The sequence below is a fragment of the Cyanobacterium sp. HL-69 genome (assembly GCA_002813895.1).
GTDB lineage: Bacteria > Cyanobacteriota > Cyanobacteriia > Cyanobacteriales > Cyanobacteriaceae > Cyanobacterium.
In genome coordinates, this window is record CP024912.1 from 1,599,776 (window position 1) to 1,619,772 (window position 19,997).

Below are 19,997 nucleotides of genomic sequence, written 5' to 3' on the forward strand. Positions count from 1 at the left end.
TTTTTCTGGAAAACCCTGCAATGGTTTCTACTCAAAGGGTTAAAATAGTATTAACTTTTATGAAGTTTATTAATAAAACTGTTTATTTTTGTCGGTGATGCCTTTTTTTAAACCCAAACAACCTATTCTGCAAAGAAAGCCGTTATCTGTGGAGGATGATTATTTTAATGCCATGCGCCCTTGGCGGTTTAATCCTCATCCTTGGCTTCCTCTTTGTGGTGTCTATACTTGCATTGATCAAAGTATGGTGTTGTGGGGGTTGATTTCTGGGTTTATTTTTCTGGTGGCTCAGTTTTGTCCTTTTAGTTGGGTTAATCAGGCGATCGCATGGTCAATTTTAACCATCATGGGTACTGGAATTATGATAGCTCTAACCTATGGTTGGACGGTAGTTGAGCGATTATCATGGCTGTTATATACCTGGGTGGGACTAATGGTTTTTGGTATGGTCATGACGGACTGTGCGATCGCCCTTGGTTGGGGTTGGCTACTCATCCACCTATGCAGTTTATGGTTATTAATAAGCGCCATGGGCTATCTCGTCACAGGCTTTGCCATGCGCTCACGGGCTTTTTTCCTCGCCACAGCTATCCATGGAGTAGCCATATTCTTTTTACCTTACGTTATTGGTTGGCAATTTCTTTTCACTGGTCTAGTGATGATGAGTAACTTATTAATTTTTGCCGAGGGACACTGGGATATGATTTTACCCAATGAAAAGGTTACTTTACTTAAAGAAAAAACTAAAAACCTTAAAATTATTTCTAATTTTATTCTCGATAATTAATTAATTTTTGAATTTTTCCCACCATAAAATTTAGTTATTTTTGCCAAACGGTTTTGATATTGACAAATTCTCGGATGCCTTCAATGCTTAATTCTCTGCCATAACCAGAACGTTTTATACCCCCAAAAGGTAAATGAACATCGGATTTTACTAAGCCATTGATAAATACGCTTCCTGCTTCGATGTCTCTGATGCAACGCTCTATATTTTTCTCATCTTTTGTCCACACACAAGCCCCTAAACCCAAGGAGGTATTGTTGGCAAGAGCGATCGCACTTTGGACATCTTTTACTGTAAAAAGTAAAGCCACAGGACCAAAAAATTCTTCTGTCATGGCGGGGGAATTCTCAGGAATATTCGTCAAAAGGGTGGGAGGGTAAAAATTTCCTTTCCCCTGTAAAGGCTTTCCACCAATCAAGGCTTTTGCCCCCATGGATAGGGTTTTTTGTACTTGATTATTTATTTCCTCTAAAATTGCGGGGGTGGCAAGGGGGCCGATGTCTGTATCCTCCTCCATGGGATCACCTATTTTCAAGGCTTGGAACTTGTCTAACAATAGTTTCTCAAACCTAGGGGCGATCGCCTCTACCACAATAAACCTTTTAGAAGCAATGCAGGATTGACCATTGTTGCGCATTCTCGCATTCACCGCCACCGTGGCAGCTTCCTCTAAATCAGCATCTTCCAGGACGATAAAAGGATCACTTCCCCCTAACTCCAACACGGTTTTTTTCAGCTCTTCCCCCGCCACCGAAGCCACTTTCTGCCCTGCCAACTCACTTCCTGTAAGCGTGACAGCTTTTACCCTAGAATCCCTGATGACCTGCTCTACCTGCCCTGATTCAATTAACAGAGATTGAAATGCCCCCTTGGGAAACCCTGCCCCTTTAAAAATAGTGGCGATCGCTAAGGAACATTGAGGCACATTAGAAGCGTGTTTTAACATGGCTACATTCCCCGTCATTAAGGTAGGAGCAGCAAACCGAAAAACTTGCCAAAAGGGAAAATTCCAAGGCATTACCGCTAAGATAGCCCCCAATGGTTGATAAGTTACATAGCTATGGGAGGCATCGGTTTCTACCATTCTATTTTGTAAAAAATCTGCTCCATGCTCTGCATAATATCGGCATACCAGCGCACACTTGTTCACCTCTGCGATCGCACTTTGAAAAGGTTTTCCCATCTCCAAAGTCATTAACTTTGCCCATTCCGAAGCATCATCTTCGAGGATAGTCGCCGCCTTTAACAATTTATCAGCCCTAGACTCAAAAGAACTTTTGCGATAATTTTCAAAAGTAGAATCCGCTAACTGTAACTTAGTTTCAATTTCCGCCGTAGTCAGGGGAGTAAAAGTTTGGATGATTTCTTCCGTCGTGGGGTTAATGGTAGCGATCATGATACTATACAGTCCTCAAAACTGGTTGGTAGTCCTAATGAAATCTTAGCAAGAAAGCCCCCGTTATTCCCACTTCAGCACAGCTTTTTCTATTCCTTCCTCTCGTCTGACTTTGCTATCTTTTTCCATCCAAGCAATAATTTGTTGTGGGGTTAAATCATTTATCTCTATGTGCAAATCATCGGCAATTACCTTTAATAACCGTAACGAAGAAACAGTTAAACGGGTCAAAAATTTTTCCTGAGAAGTTAGCAAAGCCATTTCCACCGCCATAGATTCTTCTTGGCTTAAATACTGTTGATTGTTAATCATTTAAAACACCTGAATTTATTCCTTTCCCTTCATCTTAAAAGAATCAGGAAACAAATCACTATCCATTCGTTATTAAATAACCACAACGATGTTCCCCATCATAAATCCAGTTAGTCCTTTCTACTTTACAATCAGGAAAAAGAGAAGCGAACATTTCCAACTCATGACCACAAACTTGAGGATAAGATTGAGCAACATCAGAAATCGCACAATTATGCTCACTAAAAAAAAACTTTTCAGACTCAGTATCACTCAAAGAATATAATTCCGCCATATATCCTTCTCGACGACGAATTTCCGCTAATTGTTGAACTCTCTGTTCTATATTTTTACCCTTCATATATTGACGGTACATAGAGGCTTTTTTTTGCCATTGTTTTGCCAAAATTTCGGTAACTTTTTTTTCCCCCACGGTTTCTGCCATGGTATCTAAGAAAGAAACGGCAAAATCACCGTAATTTTGTGGAAAAAGATCTCGCCCTTGCTGACTGAGATAATATGAATGTTGGGGCCGCCCTGATTTGAGGGGCATTATTTCGTAGTCAATCAAGTTTTGACTTTCTAAGTCTTTGAGATGGCGCCGAATGGCTTGGGGGCTGATATCTATGGCTTTGGCTATTTCTTGAGCCGTGGCTTTATTATTTTTTAAGAGATATTGCAAAATACTCTCTTTGCTGGATTGATGCAGGGAAATGTTCATTGTCTCCCTCTGTATTAATTATTTATTTTATTATTACTTGTATAACTTATCATTTATTAAAACAACTCTATTGTTGTTTTATTTTTAGTGTAACAAATTTTTGAGGGTTGATAGCTATGAGTTCTCTTTCTATTAGCGTGGTTATTTGTACTTATAATCGAGAAGCATATTTAAAACTTGCATTGGATAGCCTCTTAAAACAAGATATAAAAGACTATCAAATAGTAGTGGTTGATAATGCTTCCACTGATGGTACAGCCACAATAGTTCAAGAATTATTACAAGATAATCCCCAGTTATCATATGTATATGAGCCACAATTAGGATTATCCGTGGCGAGAAACACTGGTGTAAAATCAACCAATGGCGACATTGTTGCATATTTGGATGATGACGCGATTGCACCTCCCCATTGGCTTAGAACTCTTTTAGAAGTGTATGAAAATGATTCTCAAGTGGTGATCGCCGGGGGTAAAGTCAATCTCATCTTGCCCGAAGGGGTATCACACTTGCCTTCATGGTTATCAGATGACATGGCTATCGCTTTGGGATTTTATGACTTAGGCAATGAAGTTAAGCAAATCAATGATGCTGGTTTAACTCCAAGAGGATTAAACTATTCTTTCCGTAGAAGTTTTTGGGAAGAAGTGGGGGGATTTGATGTAAAGTTTGATCGAGTCGGAAATAATTTATTATCTAACGGTGATCTTGTATTTACAGAAATAGCCATTAAAAATGGTAAAAAAGTGCTCTACATACCCATGGCAGAAGTTGGACATAATGTACAACCAGAAAGGTTAACCAAGAATTGGTTTTTACGTCGTAGCTGGTGGCAGGGAGTGAGCGAATACTATCGAGCGAAGGATAAGAATACTAAAAAATCCAAGCAGTTTTTCAAGGCATCTGAGAGGATTGCTCGAGGGGTTTATAAGAGTATAAAATATTATCAAAATCCTGCCGTACGTTTTGAAAATGTACTTTATGCCTATGGACAATTTGGTTATTTAAAACATTTAATAACTAAGTGAAATTGAATAATATTTGGTTGATTGCATATGGAATGATTAAAAAATAGAAGGATGAAAGACATAGAGTAAGTAATATAAAATCAGTGAAGGATTAATTGCTAATTATTAATTGCTATGATGGTGAAAGTTTTTATTTTCTTTTGGTCATGAACTTTCAAGTATGAAGAAATACCGTTGGTTAGTTGTCGCTATTGCTTTAATTTCGATCTTCTCTCAAATGATTTTTTCTACTCCTGCACTAGGGGCTAATGATGCTTATTGTAGATTTAATCAAAGTGAGGTAAACCTCAAAGCTGAGTTGAGAAATCAGGCTTTTGGCAGCAATAATACTCAGGCCCAAAGAGAATATCAACAGGTTATTCAACGACACTCTCAAATGTTGCGGGATTGTCGTAATAGAAATTGGTTGAAGGAGCAGGGGATTTGGTTGCGGATTTACCCCTGTGATGTGTTGGATGGTTCGGTGGAGAAAGTTTTGGATCAAATTATCAATTTGGGTTACAACACCGTATATTTAGAAGTTTTTTTTGATGGTCGGGTACTATTACCTAAAAATGGTAATAACACTGTTTGGAGAAGTGTCATTGAGCAACCAGGTTATGAAAATAGGGATTTATATGCGGAAACTTTGGGAAAAGGGCGATCGCGCGGGTTAAAGATGTATGCCTGGTTATTTTCTCTCAATTATGGTTATTCTTATAGTATTAGGAGCGATCGCCAAAATGTTTTAGCATTGAATGGTAAGGGAGAAAATAGTATCGGTTATGTAGATGATCTTTCTCAAACCTTTGTAGACCCCTATAATCCAGTGGCTAGGCAAGATTATCAACGTTTGCTTCAAGCCGTATTACAAAGGCGCCCTGATGGAGTTTTATTTGATTATATCCGTTATCCTAGGGGCAGTGGTACTTATTCGGTAGCCTCCAAAGTCAAAGATTTATGGATTTATGGCAATGCTTCCCGTCAAGCACTCTTGGCAAGGGCTGTAAACAATCAGGGTAGGTGGATTTTACAAAAATACATCGATCAGGGTTTTATTAATGGCAATGACATAGAACAAATGCGGCAACTTTTCCCCAATGAAATCATGCCCCTCTGGCAGGGAAGAAATCCAAATTCAGCCAATAATAATAGTTTATCAGCCTTACAGCTTGATTTATGGTATTTTACCGTTGCCCACGCAGCCCAAGGGGTAATCGACTTCCTCAACTTTGCAGTGAATCAGGTACAACAAATGGGTATTCCTTCTGGGGCTGTGTTTTTCCCCGAAGGTAATCAACCCGTAGGAGAAATCGGTTTTGATTCTCGGGTACAACCTTGGGATAATTTTTCTCATCGTTTACCAGAGTTTCATCCCATGTCCTATGCTCTTTGTGGTAATGCCAGTTGTATTACTCAACAGATACAAAGGGTAGTGGATGAGATACCTAATGTCAATAATGTCAAGCCAGTCTTGGCAGGTTTTTGGGGCAGAAGTGAGGGGCAACGTCCTTCCTTGGAAATACAAATGGAAGGCATTAGACGGGCAAATAGAGGTATTACTTCTATTAGTCACTTTGCCTATTCTTGGCTTGAACCTGAGCATACCAGAGAGCGCCGCCGTAGTTGTAATTTCAATTAATTAAAGTCCGCTGAAAAAGTCTTCTACTTAATAAATTTATTGCAAAATACAAAGTATAGATGAGTAGTTTGCTGATAACCTTGGCTTAGTATCATTGACTTTCACTTTTCTAACTACCCATAAAGCATTAATAGATTTTCCCCAAACAAAAAAACTGTAAGTTAAACTAAAAGATGCAATATATTTTCCGTTAATTTTAAATATGAGTGCTCCATCGCCAAAACCAGAAACCAATAAAGCTGTTAAAAAAGAAGAAAATCCTATCATAGAAATAGTCAAGACAGTTGTAATGGCTGGTATTCTATCTTTTGGCATTCGTACTTTTGTCGCAGAAGCTAGATACATTCCCTCTTCTTCTATGGAACCGACTCTACAAATTAATGATAGATTAATTATCGAAAAAATGACCTATCGTTTTCGGCAGCCAGAGAGAGGAGAAATAATTGTTTTTGATGCCACCGAAGCTATTCAGCAGTTGGGTTGGAATGGAGCTTTTATTAAGAGGGTAATTGGCTTACCAGGGGATGAGGTTATGGTGAGAAATGGCGATGTACAAGTTAATGGTCAAATTTTAAAAGAGCCTTATATCAAGAATGCCCCTAAATATGATTTTGGGCCTGTGGTAGTACCTAAAAATAGCTATTTGGTATTGGGAGATAACCGTAATAATAGCTCTGATTCCCATGTTTGGGGCTATGTACCAGATGAAAATATTATTGGGAGAGCTACAGTACGTTTTTGGCCTTTTAATCGTCTGGGGGGTATCGATGAAAATTCTGCCCTTGCGGATACTTTAATCGAATCTCCTCAATAATATTTAGGGTGCGCTGAAAAAGCAAAGTGCGGAGGATGGGTTAGATAGAGGCTATGTTTAAATGTCGATTGATTGTTGTCCTATCTGTAATACCAAATCCGATTTGTAAGGTTTACTATTATCCACCGTGTAACAATTGATAATAAACAATTATTATCTTTTGTCTGTTCCCCGTTCCCTGTTCTCCACCCTAATTAGTATATTATTGAAACAAGATTTAGTATGATTTTGTACTTTTGACTGAATTTTTGGCAATTAATGATTTTAATGGTCATTATTTTCTTGTGATGCACCACAATTGATGCAGTAGGACAGGTGTTTATAGGTTAAATTGCCGCAGTTATGACATTCTTGGTATTGATAATATCCACAATGGGGACAATAAAGACTGTCGGGGGGCAACTTTCTGGCACATCGCAGACATTTTGAGTTTTGAATTCTTTTACTCGCTTGATTTTTGGTGTTGAAGATTAATTTTTGACTTAATTTAATCAGAGCAAAGGTTATTAAGGGAATTATAAAGATGTAAAGGTAGGCTAAAACAAATAGTAGTCCAGTAAACAGTACGGCGACTATATCCGCAAAAACCGATAGTAGGGCGCCAACTTGTAAAAATTGGAATATCTTGACGATTAAAGGGATGGAAAAAATAACTAATAAATGCCATGTGATTAGGGCTAGTTGTCCATTTCCGTCTTTGTCTGCTTTGATATGTAACCAAGTGGCGATCGCAATTAGAGGAGCTAAAAATAAAACCTGGAAGATAATTTGAATACTAGGATACCAAAAGGAAGCTCTCTCAAAACTGTTTTCTACATTAGTAAACTCGTCATCAGAATTAAGTAAATTTAAGAATTGCTCAACGGGAGTTAAAACCAAAATTTCTTCCTTAAGGGTGTTTATCTCCCCATTAAGAGTTTGTATTCTGGCATTATTTTCGTCTAAGGTTTCTTTGGCTTCCCTTGCCCGTAACTCATTGATAGATAACTCCCCTGGTTGCCCTGCAATTTCTTCTAATAAACTAGAATCATATTGTTCTCTGATTCTTACATTTTCCGCTTGAATGGTAGAGATAGTATTTTCTTTGTTATTAATGGTTTCTACTCTAGTTTTAAATTCGGGTATTTGTAACTCATCAAAAGATGAAGCATAACCATAGCACATCGGTGAAACACTTCCCAAATGTCCATCTTCTAAGTTTTGATAATTTTCTCGCAGAGTCCAATCCGCATTGTATAGGTAACTATGGACAGTCCCCGTAAAAAAAGCATAATCTTTATTTTCACTGGTATCATTGCGATAATCTCGCCACGGAGAATAACAAGGATGGCTGTTAGAAGGGCTAATATACCAGTTACCAATATCGTCTAAACCGATAAAAACATTACTAAGGATAAATAAATCCATAATAATAATCAGAATTAAACTTACTTTATTGATCGGCTCATCATCAATTTTTCTGGATTTTCTAAAAAAAAATCTAACAAATCTTTTTAACTTTTGCCACATATATTTATACTTTATTAGTTATTTTTGTTGTTTTTTATTATTGGTATATATTTTGTTTCATTAGACTGAATTAAGTTTGATTTAAGGAATCTGTCCATATTTATGTTGTGATATATGTCAAGAATATATCTATTATCATTATTTGCTTGTTACAATTGAGGCGATATATTATTTTAGTTCGCAAAATTTAACAATAGTGTTATATCGTAATTGGTTATTGTCTGTTTTAGTGCTTTTAGGAGTAACTTTTAACCCTGGGAGGGTAAAGGCTCAAGCTGTGATTCCCTATAGTCCAGATGTAGATTCTGAGGTCCTTGCCCCCTATGGCTCTCAGTTGTTACAGGATGCGGTGCAATTGATTCGTTTTCAGGAGTATGATTTGGCTTTGTCGAGGGCAAAGTTAGCGGCTCGTTTAGTACCTAATCAGTATGAAACTTGGTTTATTTTGGGTACTTTACACCTTCAACAAGGACATTCTCAGGCTGGAGTTGATGCTTTTGTGAAAGCGAGGGAGTTGGCACCTGATGAGGCAGAGGTTTTGTTTGCTTTGGGTAATTCTTATTTTCAGCTAGGTGATTATGAATCCGCTGTTACTACCCTTCAGGATGGTTTAGCCCTTGACAGTGGTAATACTCAAGTATTTTTTGATCTTGGTAATTCCTATTTACAGTTACAACAATTTCCTGATGCGATCGCATCTTATCAAAAATCTTTCGAGCTTGATGAAGAATTTTGGCCAGCGAAGAATAATATTGGCTTAGCAGAATATGAAACAGGAAATAAGGACAGGGCGATCGCCCTTTGGCGTGATACCCTTGCCATAGATGAATCTCAGGCCGAGCCTACCCTTGCCATTGCCGTGGCTTTGTATAATCAAGGACAACAAGGGGAAGCCATTCGTATGGTCACTCAAGCCTTAAGATTAGATGGAAAATACGGTAATCTTGACTATTTAATTATGAATTTATGGGGTGAAAATCTCATGGCTGATACTAAAGTGTTTTTTGCAAATCCCACGGTGAAAAGGATAGTAGAAAACAATTTAGTACCTTTAGAAGAATAAGCTAAAAAATTATTTTCCTAAAGCTTTAAATCTTAAACGACTATCTGTTATAAATTAATGCTTAGCGATTAATGGTTAACTCCTCAACATGAGAGACAATTTCTTTCTCTGACTTATTGTTTTTAGCTACAGACCATTGACCATGGATACTAACAAAATAAGGAACAGAGTAACTTAAAATTCCGCTCAACCACCGTTGGGGGGTCATTTTTCTTTGGGTTAAGGCCGTACCGTGATTAATTAGAAAAATAATAGTACCAACAAATAGAGCCACTTTAAAACCCTTTTTCGCATATTTGGGGGTAACTAAATATTGCCCATAACTGGTTAAACTATTATTCATCGTTAAAGAAAAAAATTATATTTTTATAGATGGCTAAAAGTAATTCTATGGTAATTAGAGTCCCTGCAACCACTGCAAATATTGGTCCGGGGTTTGATTGTTTGGGGGCGGCCTTAAGTCTTTATAACGAATTTGAATTTACCCGAAGCTCTAACGGTACTTCCTTCAGGGTTTCTGGCATGGAAGGAGAAAAAATTAGTCTTGGGGAAGATAATTTGTTATACCAATCTTTTGTCAAGGTTTACGAACATATTGGGGAAGAAATTCCCCCTGTAAATATCAATATAAAAGTGGGTGTGCCCCTAGCCAGAGGTTTGGGTAGTTCTGCCACTGCCATTGTGGGGGGATTATTAGGGGCTAATTATTTTGCTCAAAAGCCTTTATCTTCTTCGGAGTTAATGAACTTGGCGATCGCCATTGAAGGTCATCCTGATAATGTAATTCCAGCATTTATGGGAAACTGTATCCTTTCGGTGGGTAATGGAGATAGTTGGCATTTTGTACCTATCCCAGTTAATAATGACATTGTCTTTGTGTTGGGCATTCCCGATTTTGAGTTATCTACGGAAGAAGCGAGGGGGGTTTTACCCAAAAGTTTAAGTTATGGGGATGCGGTATTTAATATTGGTCATTTAGGTTTACTTTTGAGGGGTTTGGAAACGGGTAATGGTGCATGGTTATCTGAAGCCCTACAGGATAAATTACACCAGCCCTATCGCCGTAGTTTGATAAAGGGTTATGGTGAAGTAGAACAGGCGGTATTAAGCCATGGTGGTTATGGTATGGTGATTAGTGGGGCAGGACCTACATTATTGGCTTTGTGTCCCCAGAATGAAGATCAGGGGGTGGCTGAAGCCATGGAAAAGGCTTGGTTACAAGTTGGGATAACAGCTAAAGTGCGATCGCTCTTAATTGACACAAAAGGAGCGGAAGTAATTGACAATTGATAATGAATAATTAAGAATTGTTCATAGTTAATACTATTGCCCATTGCCTGTTGCCTATTCCCCATCAAAACCAAATCGATATGACACAAGAAAATAATCCCCAATTACCACCTACCACAGATATTGAGGTTGATCACAGTTTGAGGGCGACCATCGAAAAATGGTTTCAATATCCCATCACCGTCCATCCTCACCACACCGACTATGCAGGAATAGTATGGCACGGCAACTACATCCCCTGGCTAGAAGAAGCCAGAATTGAATATTTGCGTAGCATTGGCATCGAATACGCCGATTTAGTCAGTGCTGGTTGTGAATTACCCGTGGTGGAAATTAATCTTCGCTATCATCAACCCCTAAAAATGGGAGAAAGTGCGATCGTCAAAACCCGTGTCAACGAAATCCAAAAAGTGAGAATGCACTGGGATTATGAAATAGTTTCCTTCTCCTCTCAGAATCTTTACCTTTCAGGTAGAGTGACCCTCGTGGGCATAGATACCCAAAAAGGCAAGGTTTTGAGGCAACTCCCCCCCATATTACAACAAGCCTTAGTCAAGATGTCATGACCATTTTTCTGGGATTGAGTGTAACAATTCTTTACGTTTATTCAGTTCCGTAGCCCTTGTCGATTATGCTATTGATTGAAGAAAAAATATTTTAAAATACAAAAAATACGGAGGTAAAATCCTTGACTCTTCCTCTTCTTAATTACACTCCCAGCTCTCAGAATTCTCGTGTAGAAGGATTCGAGGTTGGCGGAGATGAGCAACCAAAAATCTATAATGCGGAAAACTTACTTTTCGCATCCGACATGGACAACCTCATTGAGGCTGCCTATCGTCAAATTTTCTTTCATGCGTTCAAATCTGACCGTGAAGTCGCCCTAGAATCTCAACTACGTAATCGCCAAATCACCGTTCGTGATTTCATTCGTGGCTTATTATTATCAGAAACTTTTAGAAACAGTTTTTACGAAAAAAATAGTAACTATCGCTTTGTAGAGCATTGCGTACAAAAGGTTTTAGGTCGTGATGTCTTTAACGAAAGAGAAAAAATTGCTTGGTCTATCGTCATTGCCACAAAAGGTTACAAAGGATTCATCGATGAGTTATTAAACTCCGATGAATATCTTGAAAGTTTTGGTTATGACATCGTACCTTATCAACGTCGTCGTAACTTACCTTCCCGTGAACTAGGCGAAAGACCTTTCAACATCAAATCTCCTCGTTACAACGAGTATCACCGCAATCAGCTTGGTTTCCCTCAAGTTATTTGGCAAAATCAAGTTCGTCGTTTTACTCCCCAAGAAAAACAAGTCAAAGCAGGAGATCCCTCTGGTTATCTCAATCTAGCTCGTAGCATCGGTAGTAAGCCTACTCCTGCTCCCCGTGTATCGGCTATGAATATCAGCTTAGACAGAGTTCCTTATCGTAAATCATAAGGTGATCTGCCCTCGATTAAAATGACAAGCAATGGGGTTTTTGCCCCGTTGCCTTTTTTTTTAATAAAGCTCGTACTTTAACAGAGTACAAGGAATTCCCCCGTTATCCACAGGAATCCGTTGAGAAGTCCTTAGACCAATTTTCTTAGTTAGTTCTTTATTACCACTGAGAATGTAACCAGTCCATCCCTTAAATCTTTGCTTGAGAACATCCCCCAACAATTTATAAAGGGGAAATAACTGCTCTGTTTCTGACAGTCTTTTACCATAGGGAGGATTACAAATGAGGACACCATGATCCGCAGGGGCTTCCACATCAATCAACCTTTGATGATAAAACTTCACCTTATCGGCAAATCCACAGGCACGAGCATTACTTCTGGCTTGGATAATCACATCTTCCTCTGCATCACTGCCCGTGATTATGGGCATAGTATCTTTTTCACTAGCCTCTGCCTCCGCAAACACTTTCTCCCATAAATCAGGGTCAAAACCTGCCCATTTTTGGAAAGCAAAATCCTTTCGATATAATCCTGGAGCAATGTTCAGAGCCATTAAAGTAGCCTCGATAGGTAAAGTACCAGAGCCACAAAGAGGATCTACTAAAGGTAAATCAGGAGTCCAATCGGTCATATATAACAAAGCCGCTGCCAAGGTTTCCTTAAGGGGCGCTCGTCCCATGGCGGGGCGATAACCTCGACGATGGAGGCTTTCTCCAGAACTATCCAAGCTCAGGGTACATTTATTATGACGGATATGGGCATTGATAATCACGTCTGGATTTTCTGTATCCACATCAGATCTTATGCCGTACTTTTCTTGTTGTTGATCAACGATCGCACTTTTAACCTGTAAAGCGGTAAAATGACTATGATTAAGACGAGGAGTTTTTCCCGTACAATGAACCGCCAAGGTTTGAGAAGGATTAAGATAAGGTGACCAATCAAAACTGTTTACACTCTCATAAAGTTCGTCCGAGTCATAACTAGGAACAGTTTCCAAAGTTAATAAAACCCTAAATATGGTCCTACTCCATAAATTTACCCGATAAAGTAATTCTGTATCTCCCTTAAAATGAACCCCCGTAAAATCTGTTTCAACATTTGTCCCCCCCAAATTAATAATCTCTTGGGAAGCAATATCTTCTAAACCTCTGCCTACAGTGGCAAAATATTGATAGGTCATTAATAATTATTTTTTTTTACTCTGTCTGCTAATTATCTTAATCTGCAAACAACACCTCTTCACAAATCAACCTGATAACCTCAAATTTTAGCCATAAAAAAAGGATGCTCCGAAAAGCACCCTTCCATATAGATTCCAAAAATCAGATTAACGATCCACAGATCCCATAATTACATCAATACTACCGAGAATTGCCATAACATCAGCAACCTTAACCCCCTTTAGTAAATGAGGAAGAATCTGTAAATTATTAAAATCAGGAGCTCTAATTTTCCAACGCCAAGGGAACACATCATTATTACCCACAATAAAAATGCCCAACTCACCCTTGCCACTTTCCATGCGAACATAATGCTCACCTTCAGGAATTTTGAACGTCGGGGCTACCTTTTTCGCAATATACTGATACTCAAAATCATTCCACTCAGATTTTTTGCCCTCAGCCATTCTTTTAGCTTCCAAATTTTCGTAAGGACCACCGGGTAAACCTTCGAGGGCTTGACGAATAATCTTAATAGACTCACGCATTTCCCGAATGCGAATCAAATATCGAGAAAAACAATCCCCAGCAGTTTCCCACTGAACATCCCAATCAAAATCATCATAACATTCGTAGTGGTCAACCTTTCTAAGATCCCACTTTACCCCAGAACCACGCAACATAGGGCCAGATAAACCCCAGTTAATAGCCTGTTCACGGGTAATAGTACCAATACCCTCAACCCTTTTACGGAAAATAGGATTATTAGTAATTAACTTTTCGTACTCATCAACCTTGGGTAAGAAATAGTCACAAAAATCTTCACACTTATCTACCCAACCATAGGGTAAATCAACTGCTACCCCACCAATGCGGAAATAGTTATTGTTAATTAAGCGCATTCCTGAAGCCGACTCCCATAAATCATAGATCATTTCCCGTTCACGGAAAATATAGAAAAAAGGAGTTTGGGCGCCCACATCTGCCAAGAAAGGGCCAAGCCAGAGAAGATGATTAGCGATGCGATTAAGCTCAAGCATAATTACCCTAATATATTGAGCCCTTTTCGGAACATCAATATCTGCCAACTTTTCAGGAGCATTAACCGTAATAGCCTCATTAAACATTCCTGCTGCATAATCCCAACGGCTAACGTAGGGGACGTACATTACATTAGTACGGCTTTCCGCAATCTTTTCCATACCTCGGTGTAAATAACCGATGACTGGCTCACAATCGACTACGTCTTCACCATCGAGGGTAAGAATTAACCTTAACACCCCGTGCATGGAGGGGTGATGGGGTCCCATGTTTAATACCATGGGTTCTGTTCTAGTTTCAATTTTAGGCATATAGCAAATTTATATTTTGTTAATATTTCAACCTGTGAAACAATTTAGTGGAGAAATTTGACAATGATTTAGTCTCTAATCTCTATTATTAATTATTATTCTTATATTTTATAGGTTATTCGCCTTTTGTTTCCCATGGGGTTAGGTAAATACATCTTTACTTTTCTTAATAAATAACATAACATATAAATCTAAGTTACAATCAGTTACTTAACTTTAATAAAATCAACAATAATAAACTTTTCATAATTATGGCTACTCAATCTCAATCTAAAGACTCTAAAATAGAACAGTTACAAAGAGCCTACAACGCTGACCAACAAGTAAAATACATTCACCTAGAAGCCGAAATAGACTTATTGTTACATCAAGTTCAAGCCCAACAAAATAAAATCAAATAGTTCAGAGACTAGCCAAATTTATTATTTGTTAGGAAATTTAACTGTTAATGGTTGACCGTTAAATTTCCCTTTTATCAAAAAAAGTATTTCGGACATAAAATTTTTTCACAAGTCTAACAAAAGGAGTAGTAAATAAAATTGTTAACCCTTGGTGTAAATATTGACCACGTGGCGACCATTCGCCAAGCTAGACGTACCATAGAACCTGATCCCATTGGGGCCGCCGTGTTAGCCGAATTAGCAGGGGCTGATGGCATTACAGCGCACCTTAGAGAAGATAGACGACACATTCAAGATCGAGATATTAAGCTACTAAGGCAAACAGTACGCACCCATTTAAACTTAGAAATGGCTCCCACAGAAGAGATGATCAATATTGCCCTAGATATTAAACCTGATTATGTCACTCTTGTACCCGAAAAAAGAGAAGAAGTAACCACGGAAGGAGGTATTGATATTGTTAATAATTTAAGTCGTTTTACTGATGTAGTTGAGAGGTTACAGGGTGCTGGTATTCCTGTAAGTTGGTTTATTGATGCTGATGAGGCTCAAATAGAGGCATCTTTCAAAACTAAAGCTTTGTTTATTGAGTTGCACACAGGAAAATATGCTGATGCTCCAAATAAGGACATTGAGAGGAAGGAGTTGGAAGCCCTGAAGGTGGGTACAAAACAAGCCCTTGATTTAGGTTTGAGGGTGAATGCTGGTCATGGTTTAACTTATTGGAATGTTTACCCTGTGGCTTGTATTGAGGGCATGGAGGAGTTAAATATTGGTCATAGTATTATTAGCCGTGCTGTTTTAGTTGGTTTGGAAAGGGCTGTAAGGGAGATGAAGTTGGCTATGAGGGGAGAACTTTAATTGATTAGGTTTAGTGAATTGGATTAAATGTTTTAAGCCGTGTATTTGGTTAGGTTACACGGTTTGAATATAAGTATCGGAAAATAGATGTAACTGTAGCCCCTAGCAATATTTTTTAATTACGTTCAAAAAGTGCAAAAGTCTCTATTAATGATAAGTTACTTTATGTTTTGCTCTACAAAACTAAACATTTTCCTTTGATTCTGAGATAATAACATAAGTAGCAATTTCGCAAGGTTTAATAGATTTGCAATCAATGTCATTGAGGGCATTTTCTAAAATATTGACTTTTTTGTGAACTCTTAAATTTAAAGTGTTTTTTAAGAGAAAATTAGCAGGTTTATTCTCTGCTTCATAACAACGTATAATAATTTGATTATGGTCATCATAACTTTGTTTTAAGGCTGTCAAAATTAAATTATTTGAACCTAAATTTAAAAACTCTTGGGCTGAGGGTAATATATCAGCATTATGCTCATTTTCATCCAAAACTATTACTTGTAAAGGTACATTTAACTCATAGCCTTTATGAACAGTTTTTGCATCTTGCCAACTATCTTGATGGGGATAGATAGCATAGGTAAAGTTATGTATCATCATATCAGAAGTAGGGTCAGGCCATTTAGGACTACGCAACAAACTTAGTCGAATTTGATTTGCTTTAAAATCATGACCGTATTTACAATTGTTTAGTAAACTTACTCCATATTTATTATTGCTTAAGTCAACCCAATGATGGGCGCAAATTTCCCATTTTGCTTTTTCTAATGTAGTTTTTGGTGTGGTAGGATATTCCATCACTGCACAGGGAGTTTCATAATAAGCTTTGGGGCTAGTAAAGTTTAGGGGAAAGTTAACTTTTAAGAGAGTGTATTCTTCCTGCCAATCGATGGTATTTTCGATATAAATAATAGGGCTATTACAGTTTAAAATATATTTCTGTATGAAGGTTGATTTTTTATATTTTTTAACTATTTTTACGGTTTGTCTTAATTTTCCATTTTCTAGCCACTGAATCTCTATTAATTTAGGATTGTTTAGGGGATATTTTTCATAATTAGGGTCAATGTTCCAAGCATCCCAATATTGTCCTTTATCTTGAAATAGTTGTAATTCATTCCCTTGACCATTAATTATTTCTTTGCCTATGTTGTAATCATAAATGCTGATTAAGTTTCCTGTTTTAGGATCAATTTTTGCTTTTATAAATTCATTTTGTAAAATAAATTCTCTTTCTAATTTTAAAGGTTTTAATTTATCTATTTCTTGGGCAGGAGTTAATATTAATTGAGTATAGCCAACGCCATAAATATTATTAACAAAAACTAATAGCTTATTCTCTTCAGAAATTTGAGTTTCTAATATATTACCCTGACAGTCTTTTACTTGATACTGTTTTCCATCAACATCTATCTCCACTATTTCTGAGCGTTTCCAATTTAAGCTATTGAAAATTATTACTCTTTTTGCTCCTTTTGGTAACTCTTTTTCTGTATTATCAATATTAAGGGCGATCGCCCTTAGGCAATCTTGTAAAATTAATTCTCCTTGTTCTATTACCTCCTGCCAAAGTTGATTTGCTTCTTTAAAAACCGGAGTAATAGAAGTGCCTGGAAGAATATCATGAAATTGATTTAATAGTACTTTTTGCCATAGAGTATCAATGTTAGACTGTATTTTATTAACTTTTTTAAAACACATCTGATAGTTATGATTTAAAATATTAATAATTGTAGAGAATAACTCAGCCTGAAAAAGTAACTTCTCACAATATCTATTAAAATATTTTTGATCTCCATGGGTAGTATAACAACCCCGATGTAACTCTAAATAAATATCTTCATCCCATATGGGAATATTACCTTTTAATTTATCCTTAATTTTATCTAAATAATTTTCCGCCTTAGCAAAATTTACCTGCGGGAAAAAAGGAGAATCATCATAACGTTTTACTACTTCTAACATATCACGGGTAGGCCCTCCCCCATGGTCACCAACTCCTGGTAACCAAAAAATATCCTGTAACCCTGTTTGCTTTTCCCAATCCACACTATAGTCACTCATCACCACAGGATTAGTATTCATTACCCCCGCCACATTTGGAGGAGACATGGCCGTAAAAATCCTACTCCCATCAGGAGACTGCCACCAAAAACAACCATGGGGAAACTTATTAGTGTCATTCCAGTGTAGTTTTCCTGTTACGAAATAATCAATTTGTCCCAAACTCAAAATTTGAGGCAATTGAGCAGGAAAACCAAAACTATCAGGCAACCATGCCACCCGATTATATTTTACAAACTTTTCTTGGAAATATTTTTGCCCATATAATACTTGTCTAATTAATGATTCTCCACTAATTAAATTTACCTCTGGCTCTACCCACATTCCTCCTAATATTTCCCAAGTATTATTTTTTACTTTTGCTTGAATTTGAGCAAATAAAGGTTTATTATGATTTTCTATCCATTGATATAGGTATGCAGTGGTATGTCCAAATGTTAATGAAGGACTATCTTTTTGTAAATTTAAAACTGAGTTAAAAGTTCGTTGGGCAACGGTATAAGTTTCATCCATTGTCCATAACCAAGCCATATCTAAATGGGCATGACCTAATAAATAAAAGTTTCTATTTTTGATGTATGCAGATAAAGGTAAAAGTTTATTTCTCAACTCAATTAGTGACTGATTAAATAAGTTTTGTTTATTAACATTATTCCAGTTAATTAGTTGAATAGCATTCTCTAATTTAATGTTATCTTCGGGGTAAAAGTTATCAATATATTGAGATAAAACGGTAAGTTCGTTAGCCACAAAACTAGGGTCAATGGTGTTGTTGTACTCACTTTCATAAAGACATCGAGAAGACATTAATCCTCCGATGTCATGATTCGGACTAACTAATTTTAGACTAATGATAAACTCTTCATTTGGTTGACTATTATTAGTAATTAAAACTCGACTGGAGGAGTCGAATAAATCTCCTTCACAGACTAATTTATTATTAATATATATCTCTGCTGATTCTGCCCACCATGTTAATCCAATTCGTAATGAGAGGTTATCAAGAGGATAGTTATTTAGATGATCTGGAATGGTTATTTTTTGAGCAAACCAACGAATTTTATTACCTTTTTCCCAAACTAAATATTTTTTTTCATTGGCGATCGCCCTTTGCCAATTACTATCGATGGCTAAGGGGGGAGTTGATAATTTTTCATCTAAAAAATACCAGTGGTTTTGTATGTCTAGTTCAGTTAAAGATTTAAGTTTATTTATAGTTTCTTTTAATAACATTTAGAAGATATATATATTGACATAGATAACTTTATATTACTAATATAATACCTTTATTTTCAGCAAAATACTATGAAAAAACTCACTTACAGTATTTAAAAAAAGTTAGGATATATAGGAAATAGATTATAAAGACTAGTTATTCAAAATTTTTATAATATCTTAATTATTTATAATGGAACATCTTTATATTACTTTGATTGTTAATCATAGATTGACCATAGTTAGAAGTCTTTTGGTTACAAGTTATTGAGAAAATATTCAGCATCAATGATTAAACATTGTTGTATGTAAGAAGAAAGTTAATTTTTTTATCATAAACCGTAAAAAAATAAGTAGTGATGTCAAACTATATATAGGGAAAAAAATATAAAAAAGGTACAAAATCATGGATAAAAAATTAGATAGTGAAAATAAAAAAAATAATAGTTTATCCCTAGGCTTTCATAAGATTATTGTAAGTTTAGACTACCCCGAAACTAATAAAGAAGTTTATCAACAAGCCCTAGAGATAGCAAAAAACAATCATAGCCAATTGATGCTGTGCCATTGTTTGCACGAAAATTTGTCTCATAACACTGATTTATTAATGCCCTCTGTGGTGGGTAGTGGAATGTACACCTCAGAAGTGTGGGATGTCGAGCAAGAAATGCTAGAAGATAGCAGAAAGAAAGTGAATGAATGGTTAGAATCGCTACAAGCTGAAGCCTATCAAGCAGATGTCAAATGCGAATTTATGTGTCTGACTGGTAGTATTGCTCTCGAAATCTGTGAATTAGCAAAGGATTGGGAAGCGGATTTAATAGTTACTGGGCGCCGTGGTTTAAAAGGTTTAGGAGAGGCTTTACTAGGTAGTGTCAGCAACTATGTTGTCCATAATGCTCCCTGTGCTGTTTTAGTAATACAACATGGGATAAAAAATTAATCATGAATAATTTTAGTTTGGCACGGTTGTTAAAT

19 protein-coding genes are annotated in these 19,997 nt (G+C 36.9%); 11 read left to right on the plus strand and 8 right to left on the minus strand.

Annotated elements, in window-relative coordinates; all coding sequences use genetic code 11:
- Positions 1 to 97: 97 nt before the first annotated feature.
- Positions 98 to 787, plus strand: a complete 690-nt coding sequence (locus tag AA637_RS07370; protein WP_446682204.1) for a hypothetical protein — start codon at positions 98 to 100, stop codon at positions 785 to 787.
- Positions 788 to 821: 34 nt separating this feature from the next.
- Here the strand turns inward: AA637_RS07370 and AA637_RS07375 are convergent, their stop codons facing one another.
- The 3 genes from AA637_RS07375 to sufR are packed head-to-tail and all read right to left on the minus strand — an operon-like array spanning position 822 to position 3,195.
- A complete protein-coding gene (locus AA637_RS07375; protein WP_446684548.1) occupies positions 822 to 2,186 on the minus strand; it encodes an NAD-dependent succinate-semialdehyde dehydrogenase in 1,365 nt (454 codons plus the stop codon).
- A gap of 60 nt (positions 2,187 to 2,246) precedes the next feature.
- Positions 2,247 to 2,495, minus strand: coding sequence for a hypothetical protein (locus tag AA637_RS07380; protein ID WP_446682205.1), 249 nt, complete (start codon positions 2,493 to 2,495; stop codon positions 2,247 to 2,249).
- A gap of 58 nt (positions 2,496 to 2,553) precedes the next feature.
- Positions 2,554 to 3,195: an iron-sulfur cluster biosynthesis transcriptional regulator SufR gene (gene sufR / locus AA637_RS07385; RefSeq protein ID WP_446682206.1), complete on the minus strand. Its 642-nt coding sequence runs from the start codon at positions 3,193 to 3,195 to the stop codon at positions 2,554 to 2,556.
- Positions 3,196 to 3,311: 116 nt separating this feature from the next.
- Between sufR and AA637_RS07390 the strand changes: the two genes are divergently transcribed.
- The 3 genes from AA637_RS07390 (at position 3,312) to lepB (ending at position 6,658) form a co-directional block, all read left to right on the plus strand.
- Positions 3,312 to 4,223 carry a glycosyltransferase family 2 protein gene (locus tag AA637_RS07390; protein ID WP_446682207.1) on the plus strand — a complete coding sequence of 304 codons (912 nt, stop codon included), beginning with the start codon at positions 3,312 to 3,314 and terminating at the stop codon, positions 4,221 to 4,223.
- Between the two features lie 160 nt (positions 4,224 to 4,383).
- Entirely contained in the window at positions 4,384 to 5,844 is a 1,461-nt protein-coding gene (locus AA637_RS07395) for a hypothetical protein (protein ID WP_446682208.1), read from the plus strand.
- 202 nt (positions 5,845 to 6,046) lie between these two features.
- A complete protein-coding gene (lepB, locus tag AA637_RS07400; protein WP_446682209.1) occupies positions 6,047 to 6,658 on the plus strand; it encodes a signal peptidase I in 612 nt (203 codons plus the stop codon).
- Between the two features lie 264 nt (positions 6,659 to 6,922).
- Here the strand turns inward: lepB and AA637_RS07405 are convergent, their stop codons facing one another.
- Positions 6,923 to 8,065 (minus strand): hypothetical protein, encoded by a 1,143-nt coding sequence (locus AA637_RS07405; protein WP_446682210.1) that lies wholly within the window; start codon positions 8,063 to 8,065, stop codon positions 6,923 to 6,925.
- 298 nt (positions 8,066 to 8,363) lie between these two features.
- On the opposite strand from AA637_RS07405, the gene AA637_RS07410 reads away from it, so the two are divergent.
- Complete coding sequence (locus AA637_RS07410) at positions 8,364 to 9,230, plus strand: tetratricopeptide repeat protein (RefSeq protein WP_446682211.1); 867 nt, start codon at positions 8,364 to 8,366, stop codon at positions 9,228 to 9,230.
- A gap of 61 nt (positions 9,231 to 9,291) precedes the next feature.
- Here the strand turns inward: AA637_RS07410 and nrtS are convergent, their stop codons facing one another.
- Positions 9,292 to 9,573 (minus strand): nitrate/nitrite transporter NrtS, encoded by a 282-nt coding sequence (gene nrtS / locus AA637_RS07415; RefSeq protein ID WP_446682212.1) that lies wholly within the window; start codon positions 9,571 to 9,573, stop codon positions 9,292 to 9,294.
- Between the two features lie 29 nt (positions 9,574 to 9,602).
- Here nrtS and thrB point away from each other — a divergent pair, with 29 nt between their 5' ends.
- From thrB to AA637_RS07430, 3 genes are all read left to right on the plus strand, one after another.
- Positions 9,603 to 10,520: a homoserine kinase gene (gene thrB / locus AA637_RS07420; RefSeq protein ID WP_446682213.1), complete on the plus strand. Its 918-nt coding sequence runs from the start codon at positions 9,603 to 9,605 to the stop codon at positions 10,518 to 10,520.
- Between the two features lie 80 nt (positions 10,521 to 10,600).
- On the plus strand, positions 10,601 to 11,086 hold the full coding sequence (locus AA637_RS07425) for an acyl-CoA thioesterase (protein WP_446684549.1): 486 nt from the start codon (positions 10,601 to 10,603) through the stop codon (positions 11,084 to 11,086).
- Positions 11,087 to 11,208: 122 nt separating this feature from the next.
- Positions 11,209 to 11,961, plus strand: coding sequence for a phycobilisome rod-core linker polypeptide (locus tag AA637_RS07430; protein WP_069789983.1), 753 nt, complete (start codon positions 11,209 to 11,211; stop codon positions 11,959 to 11,961).
- A gap of 60 nt (positions 11,962 to 12,021) precedes the next feature.
- Here the strand turns inward: AA637_RS07430 and AA637_RS07435 are convergent, their stop codons facing one another.
- Complete coding sequence (locus AA637_RS07435; RefSeq protein ID WP_446682214.1) at positions 12,022 to 13,146, minus strand: THUMP domain-containing class I SAM-dependent RNA methyltransferase; 1,125 nt, start codon at positions 13,144 to 13,146, stop codon at positions 12,022 to 12,024.
- A gap of 147 nt (positions 13,147 to 13,293) precedes the next feature.
- Complete coding sequence (locus AA637_RS07440) at positions 13,294 to 14,478, minus strand: NAD(P)H-quinone oxidoreductase subunit H (protein WP_446682215.1); 1,185 nt, start codon at positions 14,476 to 14,478, stop codon at positions 13,294 to 13,296.
- A 251-nt stretch (positions 14,479 to 14,729) separates the two neighbouring features.
- Here AA637_RS07440 and AA637_RS07445 point away from each other — a divergent pair, with 251 nt between their 5' ends.
- A complete protein-coding gene (locus AA637_RS07445; RefSeq protein ID WP_201150042.1) occupies positions 14,730 to 14,879 on the plus strand; it encodes a hypothetical protein in 150 nt (49 codons plus the stop codon).
- A gap of 138 nt (positions 14,880 to 15,017) precedes the next feature.
- Positions 15,018 to 15,740 carry a pyridoxine 5'-phosphate synthase gene (locus tag AA637_RS07450; RefSeq protein ID WP_446682216.1) on the plus strand — a complete coding sequence of 241 codons (723 nt, stop codon included), beginning with the start codon at positions 15,018 to 15,020 and terminating at the stop codon, positions 15,738 to 15,740.
- Between the two features lie 183 nt (positions 15,741 to 15,923).
- Here AA637_RS07450 and AA637_RS07455 read toward each other — a convergent pair whose 3' ends face one another.
- Positions 15,924 to 19,037: an alpha-mannosidase gene (locus AA637_RS07455; protein WP_446682217.1), complete on the minus strand. Its 3,114-nt coding sequence runs from the start codon at positions 19,035 to 19,037 to the stop codon at positions 15,924 to 15,926.
- Positions 19,038 to 19,425: 388 nt separating this feature from the next.
- On the opposite strand from AA637_RS07455, the gene AA637_RS07460 reads away from it, so the two are divergent.
- Positions 19,426 to 19,962, plus strand: a complete 537-nt coding sequence (locus AA637_RS07460; protein ID WP_446682218.1) for a universal stress protein — start codon at positions 19,426 to 19,428, stop codon at positions 19,960 to 19,962.
- The last annotated feature ends 35 nt before the right edge of the window (positions 19,963 to 19,997 follow it).